The 19,622-nt window shown below is 37.9% G+C and carries 14 protein-coding genes and 2 tRNA genes; 13 read left to right on the top strand and 3 right to left on the bottom strand.

The genetic code is table 11. The features are described 5' to 3' along the window. The first annotated feature begins 71 nt into the window (after positions 1-71). A tRNA-Lys gene (locus DRF67_RS10510) sits at positions 72-144 on the top strand. Between the two features lie 90 nt (positions 145-234). Here the strand turns inward: DRF67_RS10510 and DRF67_RS10505 are convergent. Continuing rightward, complete coding sequence (locus DRF67_RS10505; protein WP_115928261.1) at positions 235-1,056, bottom strand: helix-turn-helix domain-containing protein; 822 nt, start codon at positions 1,054-1,056, stop codon at positions 235-237. 111 nt (positions 1,057-1,167) lie between these two features. On the opposite strand from DRF67_RS10505, the gene DRF67_RS10500 reads away from it, so the two are divergent. The 8 genes from DRF67_RS10500 to DRF67_RS10455 all read left to right on the top strand — a co-directional run bounded on the left by DRF67_RS10500 (position 1,168) and on the right by DRF67_RS10455 (position 13,754). Beyond that, the gene (locus DRF67_RS10500; protein ID WP_115928260.1) at positions 1,168-1,887 is read left to right on the top strand and encodes a dihydrofolate reductase family protein; all 720 of its coding nucleotides are present in this window, start codon (positions 1,168-1,170) and stop codon (positions 1,885-1,887) included. Between the two features lie 24 nt (positions 1,888-1,911). Beyond that, positions 1,912-2,709, top strand: a complete 798-nt coding sequence (locus DRF67_RS10495; RefSeq protein ID WP_115928259.1) for a glucose 1-dehydrogenase — start codon at positions 1,912-1,914, stop codon at positions 2,707-2,709. A 242-nt stretch (positions 2,710-2,951) separates the two neighbouring features. After that, complete coding sequence (locus DRF67_RS10490) at positions 2,952-3,932, top strand: alpha/beta hydrolase (RefSeq protein WP_115928380.1); 981 nt, start codon at positions 2,952-2,954, stop codon at positions 3,930-3,932. Between the two features lie 367 nt (positions 3,933-4,299). Next, positions 4,300-4,372: transfer RNA gene (locus tag DRF67_RS10485), tRNA-Lys, on the top strand. Positions 4,373-5,306: 934 nt separating this feature from the next. Next, positions 5,307-6,740 (top strand): tetratricopeptide repeat protein, encoded by a 1,434-nt coding sequence (locus tag DRF67_RS10480; RefSeq protein WP_123912724.1) that lies wholly within the window; start codon positions 5,307-5,309, stop codon positions 6,738-6,740. A gap of 112 nt (positions 6,741-6,852) precedes the next feature. Further along, positions 6,853-8,277 carry a tetratricopeptide repeat protein gene (locus DRF67_RS10475; RefSeq protein ID WP_123912723.1) on the top strand — a complete coding sequence of 475 codons (1,425 nt, stop codon included), beginning with the start codon at positions 6,853-6,855 and terminating at the stop codon, positions 8,275-8,277. Between the two features lie 1,582 nt (positions 8,278-9,859). Beyond that, positions 9,860-12,898, top strand: coding sequence for a reprolysin-like metallopeptidase (locus tag DRF67_RS10465; protein WP_115928255.1), 3,039 nt, complete (start codon positions 9,860-9,862; stop codon positions 12,896-12,898). 316 nt (positions 12,899-13,214) lie between these two features. Further along, positions 13,215-13,754, top strand: coding sequence for a hypothetical protein (locus tag DRF67_RS10455; RefSeq protein ID WP_115928253.1), 540 nt, complete (start codon positions 13,215-13,217; stop codon positions 13,752-13,754). Positions 13,755-13,828: 74 nt separating this feature from the next. Here DRF67_RS10455 and DRF67_RS10450 read toward each other — a convergent pair whose 3' ends face one another. Then, positions 13,829-14,386 (bottom strand): GNAT family N-acetyltransferase, encoded by a 558-nt coding sequence (locus DRF67_RS10450; protein WP_115928252.1) that lies wholly within the window; start codon positions 14,384-14,386, stop codon positions 13,829-13,831. Between the two features lie 155 nt (positions 14,387-14,541). On the opposite strand from DRF67_RS10450, the gene DRF67_RS10445 reads away from it, so the two are divergent. The 4 genes from DRF67_RS10445 to DRF67_RS10430 all read left to right on the top strand — a co-directional run bounded on the left by DRF67_RS10445 (position 14,542) and on the right by DRF67_RS10430 (position 19,019). Further along, complete coding sequence (locus DRF67_RS10445; protein ID WP_115928251.1) at positions 14,542-16,203, top strand: GIY-YIG nuclease family protein; 1,662 nt, start codon at positions 14,542-14,544, stop codon at positions 16,201-16,203. 290 nt (positions 16,204-16,493) lie between these two features. After that, positions 16,494-17,300, top strand: a complete 807-nt coding sequence (locus DRF67_RS10440) for a class I SAM-dependent methyltransferase (protein WP_115928250.1) — start codon at positions 16,494-16,496, stop codon at positions 17,298-17,300. Positions 17,301-17,431: 131 nt separating this feature from the next. Beyond that, positions 17,432-18,013: a Crp/Fnr family transcriptional regulator gene (locus DRF67_RS10435; RefSeq protein ID WP_115928249.1), complete on the top strand. Its 582-nt coding sequence runs from the start codon at positions 17,432-17,434 to the stop codon at positions 18,011-18,013. Between the two features lie 64 nt (positions 18,014-18,077). After that, on the top strand, positions 18,078-19,019 hold the full coding sequence (locus DRF67_RS10430) for a ketopantoate reductase family protein (protein WP_115928248.1): 942 nt from the start codon (positions 18,078-18,080) through the stop codon (positions 19,017-19,019). A 174-nt stretch (positions 19,020-19,193) separates the two neighbouring features. On the opposite strand, the gene DRF67_RS10425 is transcribed toward DRF67_RS10430, so the two are convergent. Next, a complete protein-coding gene (locus tag DRF67_RS10425) occupies positions 19,194-19,541 on the bottom strand; it encodes a 4Fe-4S dicluster domain-containing protein (protein WP_115928247.1) in 348 nt (115 codons plus the stop codon). Between the last annotated feature and the right edge of the window lie 81 nt (positions 19,542-19,622).

Genomic DNA, 19,622 nt, shown 5'->3' with positions numbered 1-19,622 from the left:
GGATTTAAAAGAGCTTTTACTATCTTTGCAGTCCCTTAAACAAAGGGATTTACTTGAAAAAGTAAGTGGCCGACTCGGTAGCTCAGCTGGTAGAGCAATACACTTTTAATGTATGGGTCCTGGGTTCGAATCCCAGCCGGGTCACAAAAGACAACTGGCGCCATTGACAGACAAATGGCGCCAGTTTTATTTATGATATTCTTCATAAGATACTTTATTTAACCAAGCAGTTTTTTACATCCGCTCTCTATATTCCTTCGGACTTACACCCAATAGTTTTTTTACATAGCGGGTAAAAAACGAACGGCTCGAAAACTCCATTTCGTCTGCAATTTCCGAAATATTCAGGTTCCTGTTCTGCAATAAAAGTATTATCCGCTCTTTCGCATATCGCTGTATCCATTCCGATGCAGTGATACGGGTATTGACTTTACAAATATAGTTAAGGTACTTAGGGGTGATGTGAAGCTTCTCACTGTAAAACCGAACCTCCCGCTCTTTCATACAGTGTTCCTGTACCAATTGCATAAATCGTTCATACAATGTGCCGCTTTGTAAGCTACGCTTACGCCTATCGAGTTCGTCTGCAAAAATATGCCACATTTCCAAAAGGAACAATTGCATTTGGAGCTTCAATGCTTCTTCATAAAAGCGGTGGTTCGTCTCTAGGAATATATCGTATAATAATTGAAAGTTTTTTAAGATTTTCTCCTTGTCTTTTTTTTTGGGGTGCAATATTGGGTTTTCTTTAGAATGCAAAATTGAATCAATACTTCTATTTAAACTTGGAAAATTTTCTGTCAACAAATCTTTATCTACAAACAATACAGCGGCTGTGAAATTTGCAGAGAAAGATAACTCTGAAACATCAATTCCGGCAAGCCAAAAGATGAATTCGCCCTTTTTGCAATGGTATGACTGACCATTGAACACAAACTCTACACTTCCACGCTGGCAATAAATATGCGTATGAAACCGGGTTTGAAAGTTTTCAGGGAATTGCTCAGTAGAAGCGGTTTTATAGAGGATAACCTTTTGATTTTTCACCATATTCATTTCAGTAATGTAATCTTTAACAAAGATACGTACTATTTGACATTATTATGGACATAAATGTAACATAAGACTTGTGTTCTGTCGATAACTTTGTGCTTTAATCCAATCTGTATGAATAGAAACAGTAAGCCATATATAATCTGCCATATGGCATCAACGGTCAATGGCAGGATAATTTCAGTCAATTGGGGCAATGCCGAGCAGCGTAATAAGTATTCTACACTTTATGAACATTGCCACAATTCGTTTGAGAGTCAGGCATGGATGGTGGGGCGAGCAACCCTTGAAAAGGACTTTACAAAAGGATCACCTCCAGAACTCATACATCCGGAAACACCTATTGGACGAGAAGCATTTGTTGGAGATAGCAATGCAACCTCATTTGTCATTGGAGTGGACAATAAAGGTAAGTTGGGTTGGAAAAGCAATGAGATTGACGGTGACCACATCATTTTGATTTTAACGGAAGACATAAGCGATAGTCATCTTCATTACCTGCGGAGGGTCGGTATATCATATGTTTTTGCAGGAAAGAATGAAGTAAATTTTAAGGTTGCTTTAGAGCAGATAGGCAGTTTGTTTCCCATACAAACGATTATGCTGGAAGGTGGCGGGCATATCAAAGGTTCTCTTTTGAATGAGGGACTGATTGATGAGCTTTCGCTTTTGCTATTGCCCGTCGTGGATGGAACTGGAGGTGCACCGACTACTTTCGAGGTAAGCAAATACCTTTCCAAAACGCCAACACAATCACTGAAACTTATCGATACAGTAAAATTGATTGAGAATGTCTTGTGGCTCAAATATAGTTTCATAGCGAATCAGATATAAGTATTAAACACAAACAATAAAAAAATGGAAAATAAAATAAGTGGAAAATTCACAGGTAAGGTTGCATTTATTACCGGAGCAGGCGGTGGACTTGGTCGTGGAACGGCAATCGCCTTTGCTCGTGAAGGCGCAAATGTAGTAGTAACCGACATTTCCGAAAAAGCAAATCAAGAAACAGCCAAGCTGATTGAAGAAATCGGAGGTAATGTTCTTGCGATAACAGTCGATGTGACCGATTCAGAAAGCATTAAAAATTCTCTTGAAAAGACAATCGAGACATTTGGGAAACTTGATTTTGCTTTTAACAATGCTGGTGTTGAATATAAAGTACAGCCCTTGCACGAAGTTAGCGAAGAAGAATTTGACCGTTTGATCAATATTGACCTGACAGGCATATTCAAGTGTATGAAATACCAAATCCCGCTTATGTTGAAAAATGGCGGCGGTGCAATCGTAAATAACTCGTCAAGCGCAGGTATAGCTGGCTTTAAAGGTGGTTCAACGTATGTTTCTGCCAAGCATGGTGTAATTGGTCTTACAAAATCAGCTGCTTTAGATTACGCCTCATCTGGTATCCGTATCAATGCAATTTGTCCGGGTATAATAGATACAGAAATGATTGAGCGTTTTTCGGGAGGTACTGCAGAGGGTTACAAAGCCATGATAGCACAAGAGCCTATAGGAAGATTGGGCAAAATTGAAGAAGTAGCATCGGCAGTATTGTGGTTGTGTTCTGAAGGCGGAGGATTCATAGTTGGGCACGCCCTTGTTATTGATGGAGGGCAAACTGTGGGCATCGGAAATGAAAATGTTGAAAATTAGTTTTGACAGCAAACTCAATCAAAGAAAGACAAATACAACAGTAGTCTAGGCATATTAAGACATTGAAGTGCTTAAGTCTGCCACAGGAACTGTTCTTTTGTCTCAAACAACAAACAAAAATATAAAAAATGAAAAAATTAGCAGTTCTTGGAACAATTGCTCTAATGCTTTTAGGGCAAGCCTATATGCAAAAGGCAAACGGGCAAAATAAAAATACTGAACAAACAAAAAAAACAGAAACAATGGAAAAAGTATCAGCTAAAGACTTTACCACATTTAAGGTAAGTGATAATGTAGAAATGTATAGGGTATCTTTCAAGAACCAGTACAATATGAAAGTTGTGGGCCATTTGTTCATTTCAAGAGACTTTGAGAAACAACAAAAGCACCCTGCTGTTATCGTAGGGCATCCAATGGGTGCAGTAAAGGAGCAAAGTGCCGATGTTTATGCCTCTGCTCTGGCAGAACGTGGATTTATCACGATGGCCATTGACCAAATGTATTGGGGCGAAAGTGATGGAGAACCGAAGAATGCGATCTTACCTGATATGTTCAGCGAAAGTTTCAGCGCAGCCGTTGATTTTTTAGGCACCAGACCATTTGTGGACAGAGACAACATAGGTATCTTAGGAATCTGCGGAAGCGGTGGCTTTGTAGTCAGTGCGGCAAAAATAGATCCAAGGATGAAAGCTATTGCGACCATTAGCATGTATGACATGGGGGCTGTCACCCGCAATGGATATGGCAAAACCCGTTCAGTGGAGCAACGTAAGGAACTGATTGCTAAAGCTGCCGAGCAACGTTATGAAGAGTACACTACAGGCAAGCAGATCTTTATGAACTATTTGCCCATTGAACTTCCCAAAGACGCCGACTCCATTACCGCTATGTATCACAGCTTCTATAGGACAGAACGCGGTATCCATATTCCCAAAGGAAGAACATTGGAAACAACGCAAAACCGTACCCTGGTAGGTGAAATGAAATTTAATAATTTCTATCCGTTCAACGATATCGAGACCATTTCCCCGCGCCCAATGCTGTTTATAGCAGGTGACAAGGCGCACTCCAGAGAGTTTAGTGAAGATGCTTACCAAAAAGCGGCACAGCCAAAAGAATTATTTTATGTGAAAGATGCAAATCACATTGATTTGTACGACAATGTTACAGGTAAGGCGCCTTTTGACAAATTGGAAGCATTCTTTAAACAGTATCTTAAATAAATTAGGGTTTCGAGCATACATGCAAAGACCTAAACTATGTTGTCAAGTGCACATAACCGTCTCAGGTCTTCCAATAAAGAGTTCGAACTTTGTACCAGCGGGATCACCAATAAAAAGAACTGCAATTTTGTAGTTCTTTTTTTGCTTATAGTATCTCTCTCAATTAAAGATCCGTCGGGAACTTGGATCTGCTTTAAGACACTTGTTTATAAGAAAAGCTCTATCGCACTTAAATTTTTATATCTGATACTGTAAACGTTAAAGAATTTAGGGTGGGGAATTACCGGAAAATATTGTATTTAAAGAAAAAGTTTCTATCTTTGCAGTCCCTTAAACAAAGGGATTTACTTAAAAAAAGTAAGTGACCGACTCGGTAGCTCAGCTGGTAGAGCAATACACTTTTAATGTATGGGTCCTGGGTTCGAATCCCAGCCGGGTCACTAACACAAAGAACTGCAATTATGTAGTTCTTTTTTTATTTTCATTCTTATAGAGGCAAATAAAAAATTAACCGCAGATGTTTAAGTATATTTTTCAGAGGGCTTTTTTCTGATCACTTGTAATACACAACGTAAACACAGTTTTCTTTAATACAATAGAATAGGTTTTGGCTAAAAGCCAATTGGATTTTAGCCTGATATATGAACGGACTATAGTCCGTCCCTATTGATGTTTGGGCATGTTTTTAGAGTACATTATTTTTTCCCGAATCGATTTACAGCAATGCATGACTAGAAAAAATAGGTGTAAGCGGATGTATTGGCTGACCTAGGAATCAGGATTGTTAAAGAAAATTGATTTTAATTTGCCAAATATTTTATACCTGATCGTACAAAATTCTGCATTAAAGGGATCTGCAATATTCCATTTCTATATGTATGTGTATGTCCAGTTCTATATTTATGTCCAGCTTCTTTACTGCTATTGAATTCTTTAAATCCTATTTTACGATAAAGGTGATGGGCTTTATGATGAGTTGGTTTATCATTGACTTAAAGAAAGTTGTGCACCTTACAAAAAAAATTCAACTACAATTGTTTTTTTTGTTGTGTAAAAAGTATTTATTTTATAATTAATTTAACTTTTTTTTTACTTTAAAATTTAGATTTTACTTTAAAATATAAATGATAAGATTTTTTTTGCGTAAAATCATTGATTAATATTATTCTTATGGATTTAACATATTCATGTTGTTTTTCATGATTTACATCATAAATTATGTATATTTATCACATAAATTGTTGAAATAGCAATTGATTTACGGTTGTATTGATGTTTTGAATTGGGAAATATGCTTAGGTAGGCATCTAAACACCATCAATACTACCTCAGGCCTTACCATTTTTAAAAGTAACAAAAATATTTGCAATGATCATGAAGAAAATTATAACCTATCCAGTTTGCTTTGGGTTATTATTGTTTGTGATTTTTTGTAATCGTGATTCCAATAATAATGAAAGAGAGAACTTTGACCTCTCTTTACTGACGCAAAGCGCTGCATTGCAGCTTTCAGGTCGGTATGAATCTCTTATCCAACTAAATGTAGCCTATCTGAAGAAGGCTGCCAAAATGAAATATCACGCTGGAAAAGGGCTTTGCTACCTCAATATCGCAAGCGTAAACGTATCTGCCGGAAACTATCAGAAAGCTCTTTTCTTTTTTAACAAGGCTGAAGATTATCTGGGAAATTCTGAAAATCCTTATCATAAGGCTGAATTGTATAATGATTACAGCCAGTATTATGCTCACCTCAAAATATATGATAAAGCGATTGAATACAATCATAAAGCATTTGCTTACCTGAAAGCTTCTAAAAAGACGATGCTTAGCAGTAAACTTCTTCCGAGACTGTATGTAAACAAAGGGATCTATTATGCCAGGAAAGGGTGGCGTGGAACTTCTTTGAAAAGTTTTCAAAAAGGGAATGTGCTGGAAAATTCTGCATATACAAACTGTATGGTGGCACAATACTACCTGTTTGTACATCAGCCGGATTCAGCCGGAATTTATATCAAGAGGTCAGAAGAGAAAATGGAGAGCCAAAAGACCAGTGATGCAGAATCGATGTGGGTGTATTATACCACCGGATATTATTATAATGAGGTAAACAATAGTGACGACGCTGAAAAAGCACTTAAGCAAGCACTTGAAATTAATATCAAAACGAGACGTACCTATTCCAGCCATATCAAAGACGTCTATAAAGCCATGGCAGATCTTTATAAAAAAAAGAACGACGGTGGCAGAGCTTACTATTATCTGAATAAATACATGGAGGAAGAGAAGCGGATTGATACGGCACGCTTTGCCACAATGAATAAAGCAACTGAAGATTTTATCTCAGAAATAAAAAAAGAGTCGGATTGGCATAAAAGTGACTTCCCTCTTCTAATTGCAATGTCCATCACGGTACTGACCGTTTCTGGGGTGTATGTAAGGAAAGTGATTCATAAGATGAATATGAAAAAGCTGAACCTTAAAAAGGAGACCGATGAGCTGAAAAATCATGTATACAATAAGCAGCTGCAAGAGGTTATTGAACTTGCCCGGAAAAATGACTCTTCTTTTCTCCTGAAATTTAAAGAACTTTATCCTGACTTTATCAACGCATTGCTCAAAATTAATCCGGATCTTGAAAACTCTGAACTTACTTTTTGCGCCATGCTGAAACTTCAGTTCTCCTCTAAGGAAATAGCAGATTATACCTTTGTGCAGCACAGGTCTGTGCAGCAGAAAAAATACCGGATCAGGAAAAGGCTTAATATCCCCGGTGAAACAGATATCTATGAGTTTTTTGATAACCTTTGACCATAAAATTAAAAAATGACTCTGAAAAATTAAGAAATATGTAATATGAAAGGATGCAAAAAGCCAAATTTTTACAGTAAATTATACAGAAATCTTAGCGTTTAGAAAGCCTATGATGCGTATTTTTCTTTCTATTGTACTTATATTTTTATTTTCATGTAATCCCCATTCTAAGGATGATTATAAGAAAGAATTTGATGTTTCCCTACTTCAAAAGAATGAGCAATTCCGGCTTTCAGGAGAGTATGATTCATTGGTTAATCTGAACAGACAATATTATCAGAAGGCAGATAAAATAAAATACAGAGACGGAAAGGCCCTGTGCTATATCAATCTGGCCGAGCTTAATATTTCATTGGAAAATTATCAGAAATCACAGGTTCTCTTTGATAAGGCGAAAGAAATTTTGGATGATTCGGACAACAGCATGCATAAGGCGAGGTTTTATAATGTCTATGGTCGTTTCAATATGGAGCTAAGGAGGGTTGCCAAAGCTTTTGAATACAATGGTGAGGCGTTGGAATACATCAGAAAGACCGAAGGATCAGAAGCGAAAAATAATCTGCTTTTCAATATCTATTTAAGGCAAGCCCTTTATCTCATCCATAGAAAACAATATGCCCAGGGGCTTGATTACCTTCAGAAGGCAAGGAAACTTAATGATACGGGATTGGCAGAATGTGCGATAAGTGATTATATCTATATGAATAAAAATAAGGATTCTGCCTACAAATACATCACCATTGCCTATCAAAAAGCCAATGAAAGAAAAACAGAAGACGGAATCGCCCTATATGCCAATACCATAATGGGGGAGTACTATATTGCGGATAAGCAATATGACAAGGCAGAAGAAGTACTGATACATGCCCTGAAGATTGATCAGAAAACAAAACGGATCTATGCCTACTATTCCAAATATATTTATAATGATCTGCGGAAGGTATATGAACGAAAAGGGGATAAAGAAAAGGCATATTTTTATTTACAGGCCTATTCAGAAGCAATAAGCCGGACCAATACCTCTTTATTGGCTACCATCAATCAGGATATGGAATCCTTTATGACAGAAACTAAAAAAGATTCCGAAGAACATCTGAAGTATGTACGGTGGCTGGTCCTGCTGTCTGTTGCAGGTCTTTTGCTGCTTGGTTTGTATGCCTGGAGCATCATCCGCAAGCTCAGAAAAAGGAAAAAAGTTCTTAAAGTGGAAGCTGAACACCTGAAAAACCGGATCAATGATAACAGACAGGAGGAAATTATGGATCTGGCCAGAAATAATGATCCCGAATTTCTGAACCATTTCAGAGATGCCTATCCTGAGTTGATCAATAGTCTTTTAAAAATAAATCCTGATCTGGAAAACTCTGAACTGGCTTTCTGCGCCATGCTCAAATTACATTTCACTTCCAAAGAAATTGCAGCCTATACTCTTATCCAGCACAGAACCGTGCAACAGAAAAAATACAGGATCAGAAAAAAACTTAATATTCCCGGAGAAACGGATATTTATGATTTTTTTGATAAACTGTCATAAAACGATTACACTTTTAATTTTTACCAATCATAAGGCCAAGAACTTTGTTATCTGTTAGAAGTTCGCTTTTGCCTTGGTTATAAAGGATCTGGCAGAAAAGGTTCTGATGAGTCCGGTATTGTTTACATACAGGACTCATCAACTTAAAAAGTTGAGTGCAGTACAATAGCCTCTGATGCTCCTTGAGGAATAAGGGATCAAGCGCAAAAGTTGTGGGACTAAGCAAAAAGTTTGGTTAATATGAATAGAAAAAATAATATAGGATTGTATACCAATCACTGCTTGACTCCGTAGAAGTAACATTTATCAACTGAAGAGAGATTAATCTTCGATTTTAGGGTATAAGTAAAAAAAATAACCACAGATGTTTGAGGATATTTTCGGAGTTTTTTTTCTAATCGGCTTTCAACCCAATAAGAACGATGAAAAACAGTTGTAAGCATTCTTTAATCGACCTAGGAATCAGGAGCGTTAAAAAAATTGATCTTGAATCCGTTAAAAAATTTCCAGTGTCTGAGCATGGCCACCGTATTGAGTCGAAGAACCAATGTTGAATCCATGCGAGTTTGGAAATTTTAGGAGTCAAGGTCAATTTTTAGCGGATGATTCCAGTCTTGAATTTTTGTATACTTTTGCTTCAAGGCAAAAGTATAATAGGAAAAAAAAATTCGTCTCTCCACAACTTTTGTACCTGATCCGGAATAAGGACCAATGATACAAACTTGAAAACGGGTGAGATTAAGAAATTATATTAATAGTTCCTTCTGTAATTTTTATATACAGTGCTCCAACAATACAAGAAGGGGGAATTTAAAAATGGTCCTAATTTCTCTGCCAGAGAATTTGCATGATTTTATTGCCGGTCAGTCCATAAAGTTGACATTACAAAAAAACTGCCTGATGTATATCAGACAGCATTCGAAATATTCTCCTTTCACCACTCGGATTTTTTGGTGATCTTGTGATCCAAATATGAATAAATTTACCCAAATGAGAAAGAAAATCTATACTACACGGGTACTACACCGGTTTTTTTTATTGATTTTTTATTTTCAAACTGTTTATTATCAGTTGTTTATATTTTGGTTTCAAATTATGGGTAAAATTTATGACAAAAGGGTAGATCAGCAATTAATTGTTAAAATCTCTCTCATTTCTCTCCATTGAAACCTATTATTTACTTTTTACATTGCCTGTAACAGACCTTGAAATTTTTAGTTTGTTTAATAATTCAGGCATAAGAAAAATTTAATTTTAATCCATATTTATCATGAATATACCGGGTCTTATTGAGGTTGCCCTGAAAATATCTTTTCTCTAACATTTTGGTTTTTAGGTTATTATTTTCATAGTGTATCTATGTAGTAGGTAGTTTTCTTTTATTTTTTGAATTAAACAATAGATTTGTTGGATAAATGCTGTTCACGTATTTTATTTATTTAATTCTTAGTTTATCTTTTATTTTATTGATTTGTTTTTGGATAATATCGTTGTTGTCTTGTAATGTTCGTAATCTAAAAGGTAAAAAATGTATTATTAATAAGATCAACCACTTAACTTAAAATATTTTAATTAAAAATTTATGAAGAAAACAATTTTATTGGTTTGCGCATTGGCTTCTGGCCTGGCCGGTTTACAAGCTCAAAGATGGGAAGCTGCATCTCAGAGAACCTCTCAGATCAAAAAAGGAACAGAGGTGCTGTATTCTTACAGAGTAAATCTGCAATCTCTCAGAAGCTTATTAAATGATGCTGTAGAAACAGGAAAAAATGCAAAGCCTGTAGTGATCTCTTTACCTACTGCAGAAGGAAAAATTGAAAAATTTGCCGTGTATAGCGATCCTGTAATGGAAAAATCCCTGGCAGACAAATATCAGCTGGGTTCGTATGTAGGAATAGGCATAGATGATCCTTCAAAGTATTTGAGATTCAGTACTTCACCTACGGATATGCAGTCGATGATCATCAAAGATGGTGTTTTTCAGTTTATAGAACCTATCAGTATGGACAAAGAAACATACGGTGTATTCTATAAAACAAAAGAAGAGGGCGGAATACATGGTTTTGAGTGCGAGACAAAAGAACATGACCTTAAAAGCATCAAAGCGTTGGAGGCTAATGGAAAGAAAAACCTTTCCAATGTGGGAATTGCCAGCAGGCCTACCAATACGAGGTACAGAACTTTCAGAATGGCAATGGCTGTAACAGGAGAATATGCACAGTATCACGGAGGTACAGCAGCAGGAGCCCTTGCAGCGGTTAACAATACCATGACCAGAATAAACGGGGTTTTTGAAAAAGATTTTGGCGCCCATTTTATTGTTCAGGATCTTCCCGGAATTATCTATACAGATCCGGCGAATGATTTTTATACCCCGCCGGCGGCTCAGGCAGATCCCTCCCTTAATCTACAGCTTCAGAGGCTGTTGACAGGCCAGGTTGGGGACGGTAATTATGATATCGGCCATGTGTTTCACCGCAATGCAGGAGGTAGTCGAAACGGAAATGCCGGGGGCATAGGAATCATTTGTACAAGCCCGGCCAATAATAATTCTTTGGCAAAAGGATCTGCTTTTTCAATGAGTCCGGATCCGGGAGGAGAAGTCTTTGACCTGATGGCAGCCCACGAAATGGGACACCAGTTGGGAGCCAATCATACATTTTCCATGAGGACGGAAGGAAGTGGCGCCAATGTAGAGCCTTGGGGTGGAACAACAATTATGGGGTACCCGGGAATTACACAGGATAATATTCAGGCCAATATGGATGGATATTTCCATTACAAATCGATCTCCCAGGTTCTCAATGTACTTGAAAGTAAGCCTGGATGCGGTATAGGTACAGAAATCGCAAACAATACGGCGCCTGCTATTACACCGCTGGCTAATTATTCCATTCCGAAAGGAACTGCGTATTATCTGGATGCGGTAGCTGTAGATGCTGAAAATGACGCAATTAATTATACCTGGGAGCAGTATAACAGCGTGGGAGATAGAAATACAATATCCGGAGACAGCGGCTGGGGGTATAATGCCGAAGGCGCTATTGCAAGGTCCTTGCCGGGAACCGCCAACAGCAGAAGGTACTTTCCTAAGTTGGCAAGTGTAATGAACGGTGTCCTGACAGACAAGCAGGCGTGGGAAACGGTTTCCTATATTCCGAGAGTATTGAATTACGCGGTAACAGCCAGAGATCAGAATGCACAAAGACCTATGACTTCTACCTCGGAAACAGTTGTAACCGTAGGAAATGATGGACCATTCAAATTCAATGGACTTACAGCATCATCTGTTCTGTACAATGATGCTTCCAACATTATTTATTGGGATAGAGCGAATACCAATGCAGCACCTTATAACGTAGCGAATATTAAAATAGATTATACTTCAGACAATGGGGTAACATGGACGGACCTTGTGGCTTCAACACCCAACAGCGGAAGTTATTCTGCTCAATTGCCAGGTAATCTGAATGGAACCATAAAACTGAGAATATCTGCGATAGGAAATATATTCTACGCAGTTTCTCCGGCAGTTACAGTGGGATCTGCGCCTACTTCTGCTGTGGCTGCCCCTGTGGGAGTTTCTGCACTGGACACTGAAATTTTCAAAACAACGGCAAGAGTGTCCTGGAATCGTGTTCCCGGAGCAACCTACTCTGTTAATTACAGGAAAACAGGGACTGCCAACTGGTCCAATGCAACCAGCCAGACCAATTCTGTGGTACTGAATAATCTGGAGGATGAGACCAATTATGAAGTTCAGGTAGCTTCTGTCGTAAATACGGTGCCTGGAGCATTCTCCAGCAACTATACTTTTAAAACCAAAGGATTAAGATCAGGAGATTACTGCTTGATGACTACCGGTGGAAACGGAGGAAGTTTCAACAGCGGTCTTGTCAGACTGACCTTGTCAAACCTTAATTATGTCTTTACAGGATTAGATGTGTATAAAACGTATCTGGATTTTAGTGAGGATGCCAATAAGGTGGTTAACCTGACCAGAGGTACTCAATACACGGCATCTTTCAGAAATTTGGCAGGTGGGAATTATAACGACTGGCTTGAAATATGGATCGATTATAACAGAAACGGTGTATTTGAAAATTCGGAAAAAGTAGCTTCCAGCAGTGCTGTCCCTATGTATGTTGCTGCTGCTCAGGCTTATCTTAGAGATGGTAGTGTGACATTTACTGTGCCCGATACCGCTTATTTTGGTGATAAAACTTTAAGGATGAGAGTAGCAAGTACTTTCTTTAATGCAGCAACAGGTCCATGTGGAAGTCCTTCTGTTCCTGTGAATGGTGGGGGTGTAGTTTCAGTAGGGTCATTCAGAGATTTTACGGTAAAGATTGCAGATAATGCGGCACTGGCTGTCAATGAAATAAAGAATACAAAAACATCAGAGATCGCTATCTATCCTAACCCTGCAGATAGTTTTGTAGAAGTGAAAAACCTTAAAGGAAAAGCTGAGTACAAGATCTACAGTGCAGACGGAAGACTGGTGCAGGAAGGCCAGCTTAACGGGCAGAGAATCAATGTAGCTTCTCTTGTAAAAGGAGTGTATGTTATTGCTATTAAAGGGGATAAAGATAATTACAACACCAAACTGATTAAGAAATAATACAAATGAATCTCCTTAACAGAATCTAAGGAAGAGGAAATTCTTTATCTATAGGGAAGCAGCTGTCTCAAATTTGAGACAGCTCTTTTTTTTGTTCAGCCCTGATGACTGTTAAAGAAGGCTAGCATCATTTCCAGTAATCCCTAAGAATGAAGTGAAGATCTTTAATTTATTTTCGAAATATGATATTATCTGCTTAAATAAAGCGTTATTCAAAAAAAATAAATAATTACCAGGAACTTTGTAAAGCATAAAAATGTATTTTTGAATAAGGCGGTTTTCAAAAGGACCTGCCAACCATTTAATCAATAAAAAGATGATGACCCGATACCAGTTTGTATTGATGGTACTGCTAACGACAATAGCAGTATCCGCACAGAAAAAGAAAACAAGCGAAGAGATATTGACGCCGCCTAAGAAAGCAGCGTATACCAATGCCGTTAAAGCTGCTCCTTCAGAGCCATTGCTGGGAGATAACGATGCTTTTCGCTGGAAAGATGAACCTGAAAAACCGACAACATTTACTCCGGATGATCTTATAGAAAAAATATACAGATTTAATGGTAAATACAGCGTGCGTATTATTTCCAATTATCCAACTGAAACAGTAAGCTATAAAAAACCAGGGAAAAATGATCCGGAAAATGCTCTTTTCGGCTATACAATGAAATTTGAAGATTATGATACCGTCGAAGTAAGAGGAAATAAAATTTTGATCTCCGATAAAAAAGATCCGAAAAAAGAGAGAATTACATTGGACTACATTAAAAAAGAAAATAAAATCATCAGAATAAAAGAAGTGAAAACGGGAAAAGTATTTAATAAAGCAGAATACTTACCATCTCCTTCAGCCTGACGAGAGATCAAGTCACCAAAAACACAGACTTAAAGTTTATTGTTAGTGAAATTTTTGTAGGACTATTGTATTATTTAGATTTTTGACTCATAATCCTCCTCAAGAATAGCATACTCATAATTATCGCTCCATCCGTTTTTTAGTGGCAGCAGTTTTCTCCGGTGTGCCTCTCGTATCATCCCTGATTTTTCCATGACCTTGTAGGATGCAATGTTGTCAATGGCACAGCCTGCCTCAATTCTATGCAGTTTTAGATCTTCAAAGCCAAACTGAATAATTCTGCCAAGTGCCTCTGTTCCATAGCCTTTTCCCCATATTTCAGGGCTCAATTTAAACCATGCTTCAGCATTTTTATAATGCAATTTAATCATATCAATGCCGATAATTCCTACAAATGTACGGGTGATAGTGTCTTCTATTAAAAAAGTAAATTTTTTGCGATTTTTTCCCTGTTCAGATTCCAGTTGCCAGGCATTAACCAGTTTTATTGTTTCATTCTTATCCTCGGAATAGGTGGTTGGATTGAATGTGGTGCTTTCCGGTCTTAGCAGCATTTCATGCACATTAGAAACATCATTTTTGCTAAATGGTCGAAGAGTTAGCCGTTTTGATTCTAAAGTAAGATCGTTCATTTTTATGGTATGTTGAAGTTTAAGTGAAAATTAGGGCAATATATAAAGAAAAATCAGAATACCGCCTGTATATTATTTATGATAATTACGGTTTCCCGCAATGAATAGCTTATGGTTTTATCTAATATTGTGGTATATATAATCCCACATCTACTATGGAAATTTTACTGATCATGGTCCTGCTTTTTTTAATGATTTATGCCTTCAATAAATCAAGACAATTAAAAAAGGAATTACTACAAAAGGACAAAAAGATTGCAATACTGCATGAAGAGAATAATCTGCTGAAAACTGAGCTTACAGGATTGCAGGCAGATAAAATCACCTTAAGCAAGAAGATTGCAGAAGTAATGAGTCATAATGATGCTTTGCGAAAATATCAGGATATCATTGATGTTAAAGTGGAGTGTGAATATCTGCTGAAAAAAGCGGAGAAGGACAACATAAAATTGCGTATAAAAGGGGAGCAGGAACTGGCAGATGCCCAGGGAGAAGCAAGGGAAATCCGTAGGAATATCAAAGAACTGACTGAGAAAAAATCCAGGGAAATAGAACTGCTGTATGAAAGTGCAGTGAATGAGGCCGGGCGAATTGTAGGCAATGCAGAAGTGAGGGCCGAATCAATTGGAGGTGATGCCTATCGAAGCCTGAGGGAAGCAGATCAGATTGCAGACAGAATAAAGGCTATGAAAAATGTAATTAAAGGATATGGTAACGAATATTTAGTTCCGACATACACTTTATTGGATGAGCTTGCAGAAGATTTTGGACATAAAGAAGCCGGGGAAAGCCTTAAAAAACTACGTCAGAACAATAAGCTGCTGATTATAAATAGGCAGGCTGGAATCTGTGATTATATGGATGAAGCAAGAAGAAATACGGCGATTGATTTTGTAATTGACGCTTATAACGGAAAAGTGGATTCTATTTTGTCCTATGTAAAAAAAGACAACTTCGGAATATTGAAGCAAAAAATGGACGATGCTTTCCAGCTTGTTAATTTTAATGGACAGGCTTTCAGGAACGCGCGAATTTCTGAAATATATCACAGTGCAAGACTGGAAGAGCTTAAGTGGGCTGTTGTTGCTCAGGAACTGAAGTGGCAGGAACAGGAGGAACAAAGACAGATCCGGGAGCAGATCCGTGAAGAAGAGAGAGCAAGAAAAGACTATGAAAAAGCTATAAAAGAAGCGGAAAAGGAAGAACAGATCTTAAAAAGATTGATAGAAAAAGCGGAAGCACAGGTGGCAAGAGCGAATGAGGAACAAAAAATGTTGCTTCAGCATAAGCTGGAAGAATTACAGCAAAAACTAGAGCAGGCTGAGGAGAAAAATCAACGGGCATTATCTATGGCACAGCAGACCAGAACCGGAAATGTCTATGTCATCTCCAATATCGGGTCGTTTGGAGAAGATGTTTATAAAATCGGTATGACAAGACGTTTAGAACCCCTGGACCGCGTTCGGGAATTGGGTGACGCAAGCGTACCATTTGAATTTGATGTTCATGCAATGATCTATTCTGAAGATGCTCCCGCCTTAGAAAAACAACTGCACAGAAAGTTTTTGAAAAGCCAGCTAAACAAAATCAATCCTCGAAAAGAGTTTTTCAAATTGAATATTCATGACATCAGAAATTATATTGATTCCATGGGGATAAGCTGTAAGTGGACACTTACAGCTGAAGCAAAGCAATATCGCGAAACCGTCAAGCTTAATGAAGAAATGAAAACCAATAAACAACTGGAAGCAGAATGGGAGCAATATCAGGAAATTGCTGATCCGGTTACCTATGATGAACTGGTTTCTGAAGAGTAGGCCTGTAAAGCAGTAGATACCCAAAGCTTTTCCCAGCCAGAAATACAAATAAGGCGGACAATATTTTGTTTCTTAATAAGTGTTGGTTGATTTAATGTATTGACAATCATAGTGTTTAAATAATGATTGTTTGCGGTTTAGGTCTTTACAAACAATAAAAAAAGATAAAACAATCAATAATCCTGTTTTTCAGAACGAAAAGTACTTCAATACATGGATAAAGTCCTTATATTTGATCTGTATGATGCATTGTAATTGGTTTTATAATGCGAAAATGAAAAGAACAGAATATGCAGAATCAAGAAATAGATTTTTTACATCATAATCAGTCTGCCTGGAACAAACAGGCGCTGGAGCAGAATGAATGGTCCAAGGCCGTAAGTACAGAGCTTATTGATGATGCCAGAAAAGGAATATGGGAAGTGCACCTTACTCCAAAACCCCTCAATAAAGAATGGCTGGGTGACATACAGGGCAAAAATATTTTATGCCTTGCCTCTGCAGGGGGTCAACAGGCTCCTGTATTGGCAGCAGCAGGTGCTTCAGTGGTTGTTTTTGATATCTCTGAGGAACAGCTGAAACAGGATGAGTGGGTAGCAGAACGTGATGGATTGCTTCTGAAGACCGTTCAGGGTGATATGACGGATCTGAGCATTTTTGAAGATGAATCTTTTGATATCGTATTTCATCCTATTTCTAATCATTATGTAGAAAATGTAAACCCCGTTTGGAAGGAGGCTTACAGAGTCTTAAAAAAAGGAGGCGTTTTATTGGCCAGCTTTTTTAATCCTGTTGTATTTGTGGCGGATAGAAATCCAAAAGATATAGAAGAAGGAATTATCCGGCCCAGATATACTTTGCCGTATGCTGATCTCAAAGATCTGGATCAGCAGCAGATCGACAGGAAGCTTGAAAACAGGGAAGCTCTAGTTTTCGGGCACAGTCTTTCAGATCTGATTGGCGGTCAGCTGCGTGCCGGTTTCCTGATTGAAGATTATACAGAGGAAATGCAGCCAAACCCAAGATTTTTAATAGATCGGTATCTGCCAACTTTTATGGCAACAAAGGCGGTAAAACTAACCCGGGAAAACTCTTAGTGATGCCGGTCGTGATTCAGGATTCTTACTCCTGGTCAATGATATTGTGCTTTTTTGTTTTAAGTGAAGCTTAAAAAATTAATTTTGCTGTTTGGCGAATCATACATATTCGTTGGCATCAGATTATTTCAATGGATAAAACTTCAATCAATACTTATTTTCACTCCCTGTTTACCATTCAGGATGAGGTTGTCGAAAAGATCACAGAAACCTTCACTTCTTTTGAGCTGAAGGCGAATGCTGTGGTATTGGATCAGAATACGATCAGTACCAAAACCTATTTTCTGGAAAAAGGGTATGTCCGTTCCTACATTCTGAATGAAGATAATGAGGAGATCACCACCAATATTTATGCTGCGCCCTGCTTTGTCAATGATTTTCTATCGTTTTTCAGACAGCAGCCTACCAAAGAAATATACCAGACCATTACCGACTGTTTTTTCTGGGAAACAGGATTAGATAATGTACAGCATAACTTCCATACGATTCCTGAATTCAGAGAATTTAGTCGGCTGTTGTTTGTTCTTAACTATTACAATATTCACGACAGGCTCATAGAAATGGCAAGTCAGAAAGCTTCCACGCGGTATTCTAATCTGATGAAGAAAGACCCGGATATTTTTCAGCATGTTTCATTAAAGATTATAGCTTCTTATATGGGAATTAAAGACAGTTCCCTGAGCAGAATCAGAAGAGATATCCATAAACTGTAATTTCTTTTCATTTGTCAAGTGATACTTTGAAGGTTGTCCCTGATCTTTGCTGAAAAAATTAGTCATGAATAAGAAACATATTGCAGTAGTAGGACTGGGCGGTGTAGGCGGATATTTTGGATTTAAAATAAGCCAGGCTAATGAAGCTTCAGCGAAATACACAATTTCTTTTATAGCCAGAGGCGAAACCTATGACAGAGTAAAAGAAAACGGATTGATTTTGCTTTCTCCGGAACATGAGGCTCACACAACTCATCCCGATATCCTTGAGAAAAACATCAGCAGTATACAACGACCTGATCTGGTTCTGATTTGTGTAAAGGAATATGATCTTGAAAATGTGTGCAGACAACTGGCACCGGTGATTCAGAAAGATACTGTGCTGCTTCCGATGATGAACGGTGCAGATATCTATGACAGAATCCGCAAAATAATCCCTGATCATGTGGTGCTTCCGACCTGTATTTATGTGGCTTCTCACATTAAAGAGAAAGGGGTGGTAGAACACAAGGGAAAGGCAGGGAAAATGATTATAGGAAGAGACCCGCAACATTTTTCTGCCGATGTTGACTGGATAATGGAGGTCCTGAAAGAAAGTGCTATAGATTTTGACTTTAAAGACAATTCATTATCAGATATCTGGACCAAGTTTTTCTTTATTGCAAGCTTTGGTCTGGTCACCGCAAAGCACAATTCATCGATGGGTACTGTATGCACTGATGAGCGGCAAAAGCACGAAGCCTCAGGAATTATGGAAGAAATACAGAAGATTGCCCATAAAAAAGGAATTAAGATAGAGGAAGATATCATCGGGAAAACGTTCCAGAAAGCTTCTACATTTCCTTTTGAAACGCCAACATCGCTTCAGCTGGATATTCATTCGCGAAAAAAGGACAATGAACTGGAACTTTTTGCGGGAGCCATAATAGCCTATGGCAAAGCACTTGGTATTGAGACTCCTTTTACGCTGAAAATCTACAACGAGATCAAAGAAAAAATAAGCTGAAATCCAAGAATGGTGATGAAATAAATGAGAGACTGTCTTTTAAGACGGTCTCTCTGTTACTATTTTGCTATGTTCATTTAAATATAAAAAAGAAAAAATTTGAAATAGTCTTGCCCACACCATATCTACTTGCAATGGAATATGTATGTGTTCAAAAGACAGTATCATTATAACTTAAGTGTGTAGAAACTTCTGCCGGGCAAACAGGGTTTCATCGGTTTCACGATGATCCGGATCGTCTACGCAGCAGTCTACAGGACATACGGCCTTACACTGCGGTTCTTCATGGAATCCTTTGCATTCCGTACATTTTCCGGAAACAATATAGTATACTTCATCCGACATCGCTTCATTGAATGCATCCGCATTTACTTCAGTGCCGTCAGGAAAAGTTACTTTTCCTGTAAGCTTTGTCTTGTCCTGCCACCGCCAGTCGATGGCTCCTTCATAAATGGCTGAATTGGGGCATTCAGGTTCGCAGGCTCCGCAGTTGATACAGTCCTCCGTTATTTTTATAGCCATAGTATTTGTTTTTAGAGGGTTTTAAAAAAGGGATTTCTAAAAACAACATGTTGAAGAAATCCCTACCAAACTTAATTAAAG

Source organism: Chryseobacterium pennipullorum (genome assembly GCF_003384725.1).
GTDB classification, from domain to species: Bacteria; Bacteroidota; Bacteroidia; order Flavobacteriales; family Weeksellaceae; genus Chryseobacterium; species Chryseobacterium pennipullorum.
The sequence above is the reverse complement of the archived record's forward strand: the minus strand, read 5'-3'. Positions and strand labels throughout refer to the sequence as shown.

Coding starts and splice junctions, on each gene's coding strand:
- DRF67_RS10505 (WP_115928261.1), bottom strand. CDS start 1,056: ATGAATATGGTGAAAAATCAAAAGGTTATCCTCTATAAAACCGCTTCT.
- DRF67_RS10500 (WP_115928260.1), top strand. CDS start 1,168: ATGAATAGAAACAGTAAGCCATATATAATCTGCCATATGGCATCAACG.
- DRF67_RS10495 (WP_115928259.1), top strand. CDS start 1,912: ATGGAAAATAAAATAAGTGGAAAATTCACAGGTAAGGTTGCATTTATT.
- DRF67_RS10490 (WP_115928380.1), top strand. CDS start 2,952: ATGGAAAAAGTATCAGCTAAAGACTTTACCACATTTAAGGTAAGTGAT.
- DRF67_RS10480 (WP_123912724.1), top strand. CDS start 5,307: ATGAAGAAAATTATAACCTATCCAGTTTGCTTTGGGTTATTATTGTTT.
- DRF67_RS10475 (WP_123912723.1), top strand. CDS start 6,853: ATGATGCGTATTTTTCTTTCTATTGTACTTATATTTTTATTTTCATGT.
- DRF67_RS10465 (WP_115928255.1), top strand. CDS start 9,860: ATGAAGAAAACAATTTTATTGGTTTGCGCATTGGCTTCTGGCCTGGCC.
- DRF67_RS10455 (WP_115928253.1), top strand. CDS start 13,215: ATGATGACCCGATACCAGTTTGTATTGATGGTACTGCTAACGACAATA.
- DRF67_RS10450 (WP_115928252.1), bottom strand. CDS start 14,386: ATGAACGATCTTACTTTAGAATCAAAACGGCTAACTCTTCGACCATTT.
- DRF67_RS10445 (WP_115928251.1), top strand. CDS start 14,542: ATGGAAATTTTACTGATCATGGTCCTGCTTTTTTTAATGATTTATGCC.
- DRF67_RS10440 (WP_115928250.1), top strand. CDS start 16,494: ATGCAGAATCAAGAAATAGATTTTTTACATCATAATCAGTCTGCCTGG.
- DRF67_RS10435 (WP_115928249.1), top strand. CDS start 17,432: ATGGATAAAACTTCAATCAATACTTATTTTCACTCCCTGTTTACCATT.
- DRF67_RS10430 (WP_115928248.1), top strand. CDS start 18,078: ATGAATAAGAAACATATTGCAGTAGTAGGACTGGGCGGTGTAGGCGGA.
- DRF67_RS10425 (WP_115928247.1), bottom strand. CDS start 19,541: ATGGCTATAAAAATAACGGAGGACTGTATCAACTGCGGAGCCTGCGAA.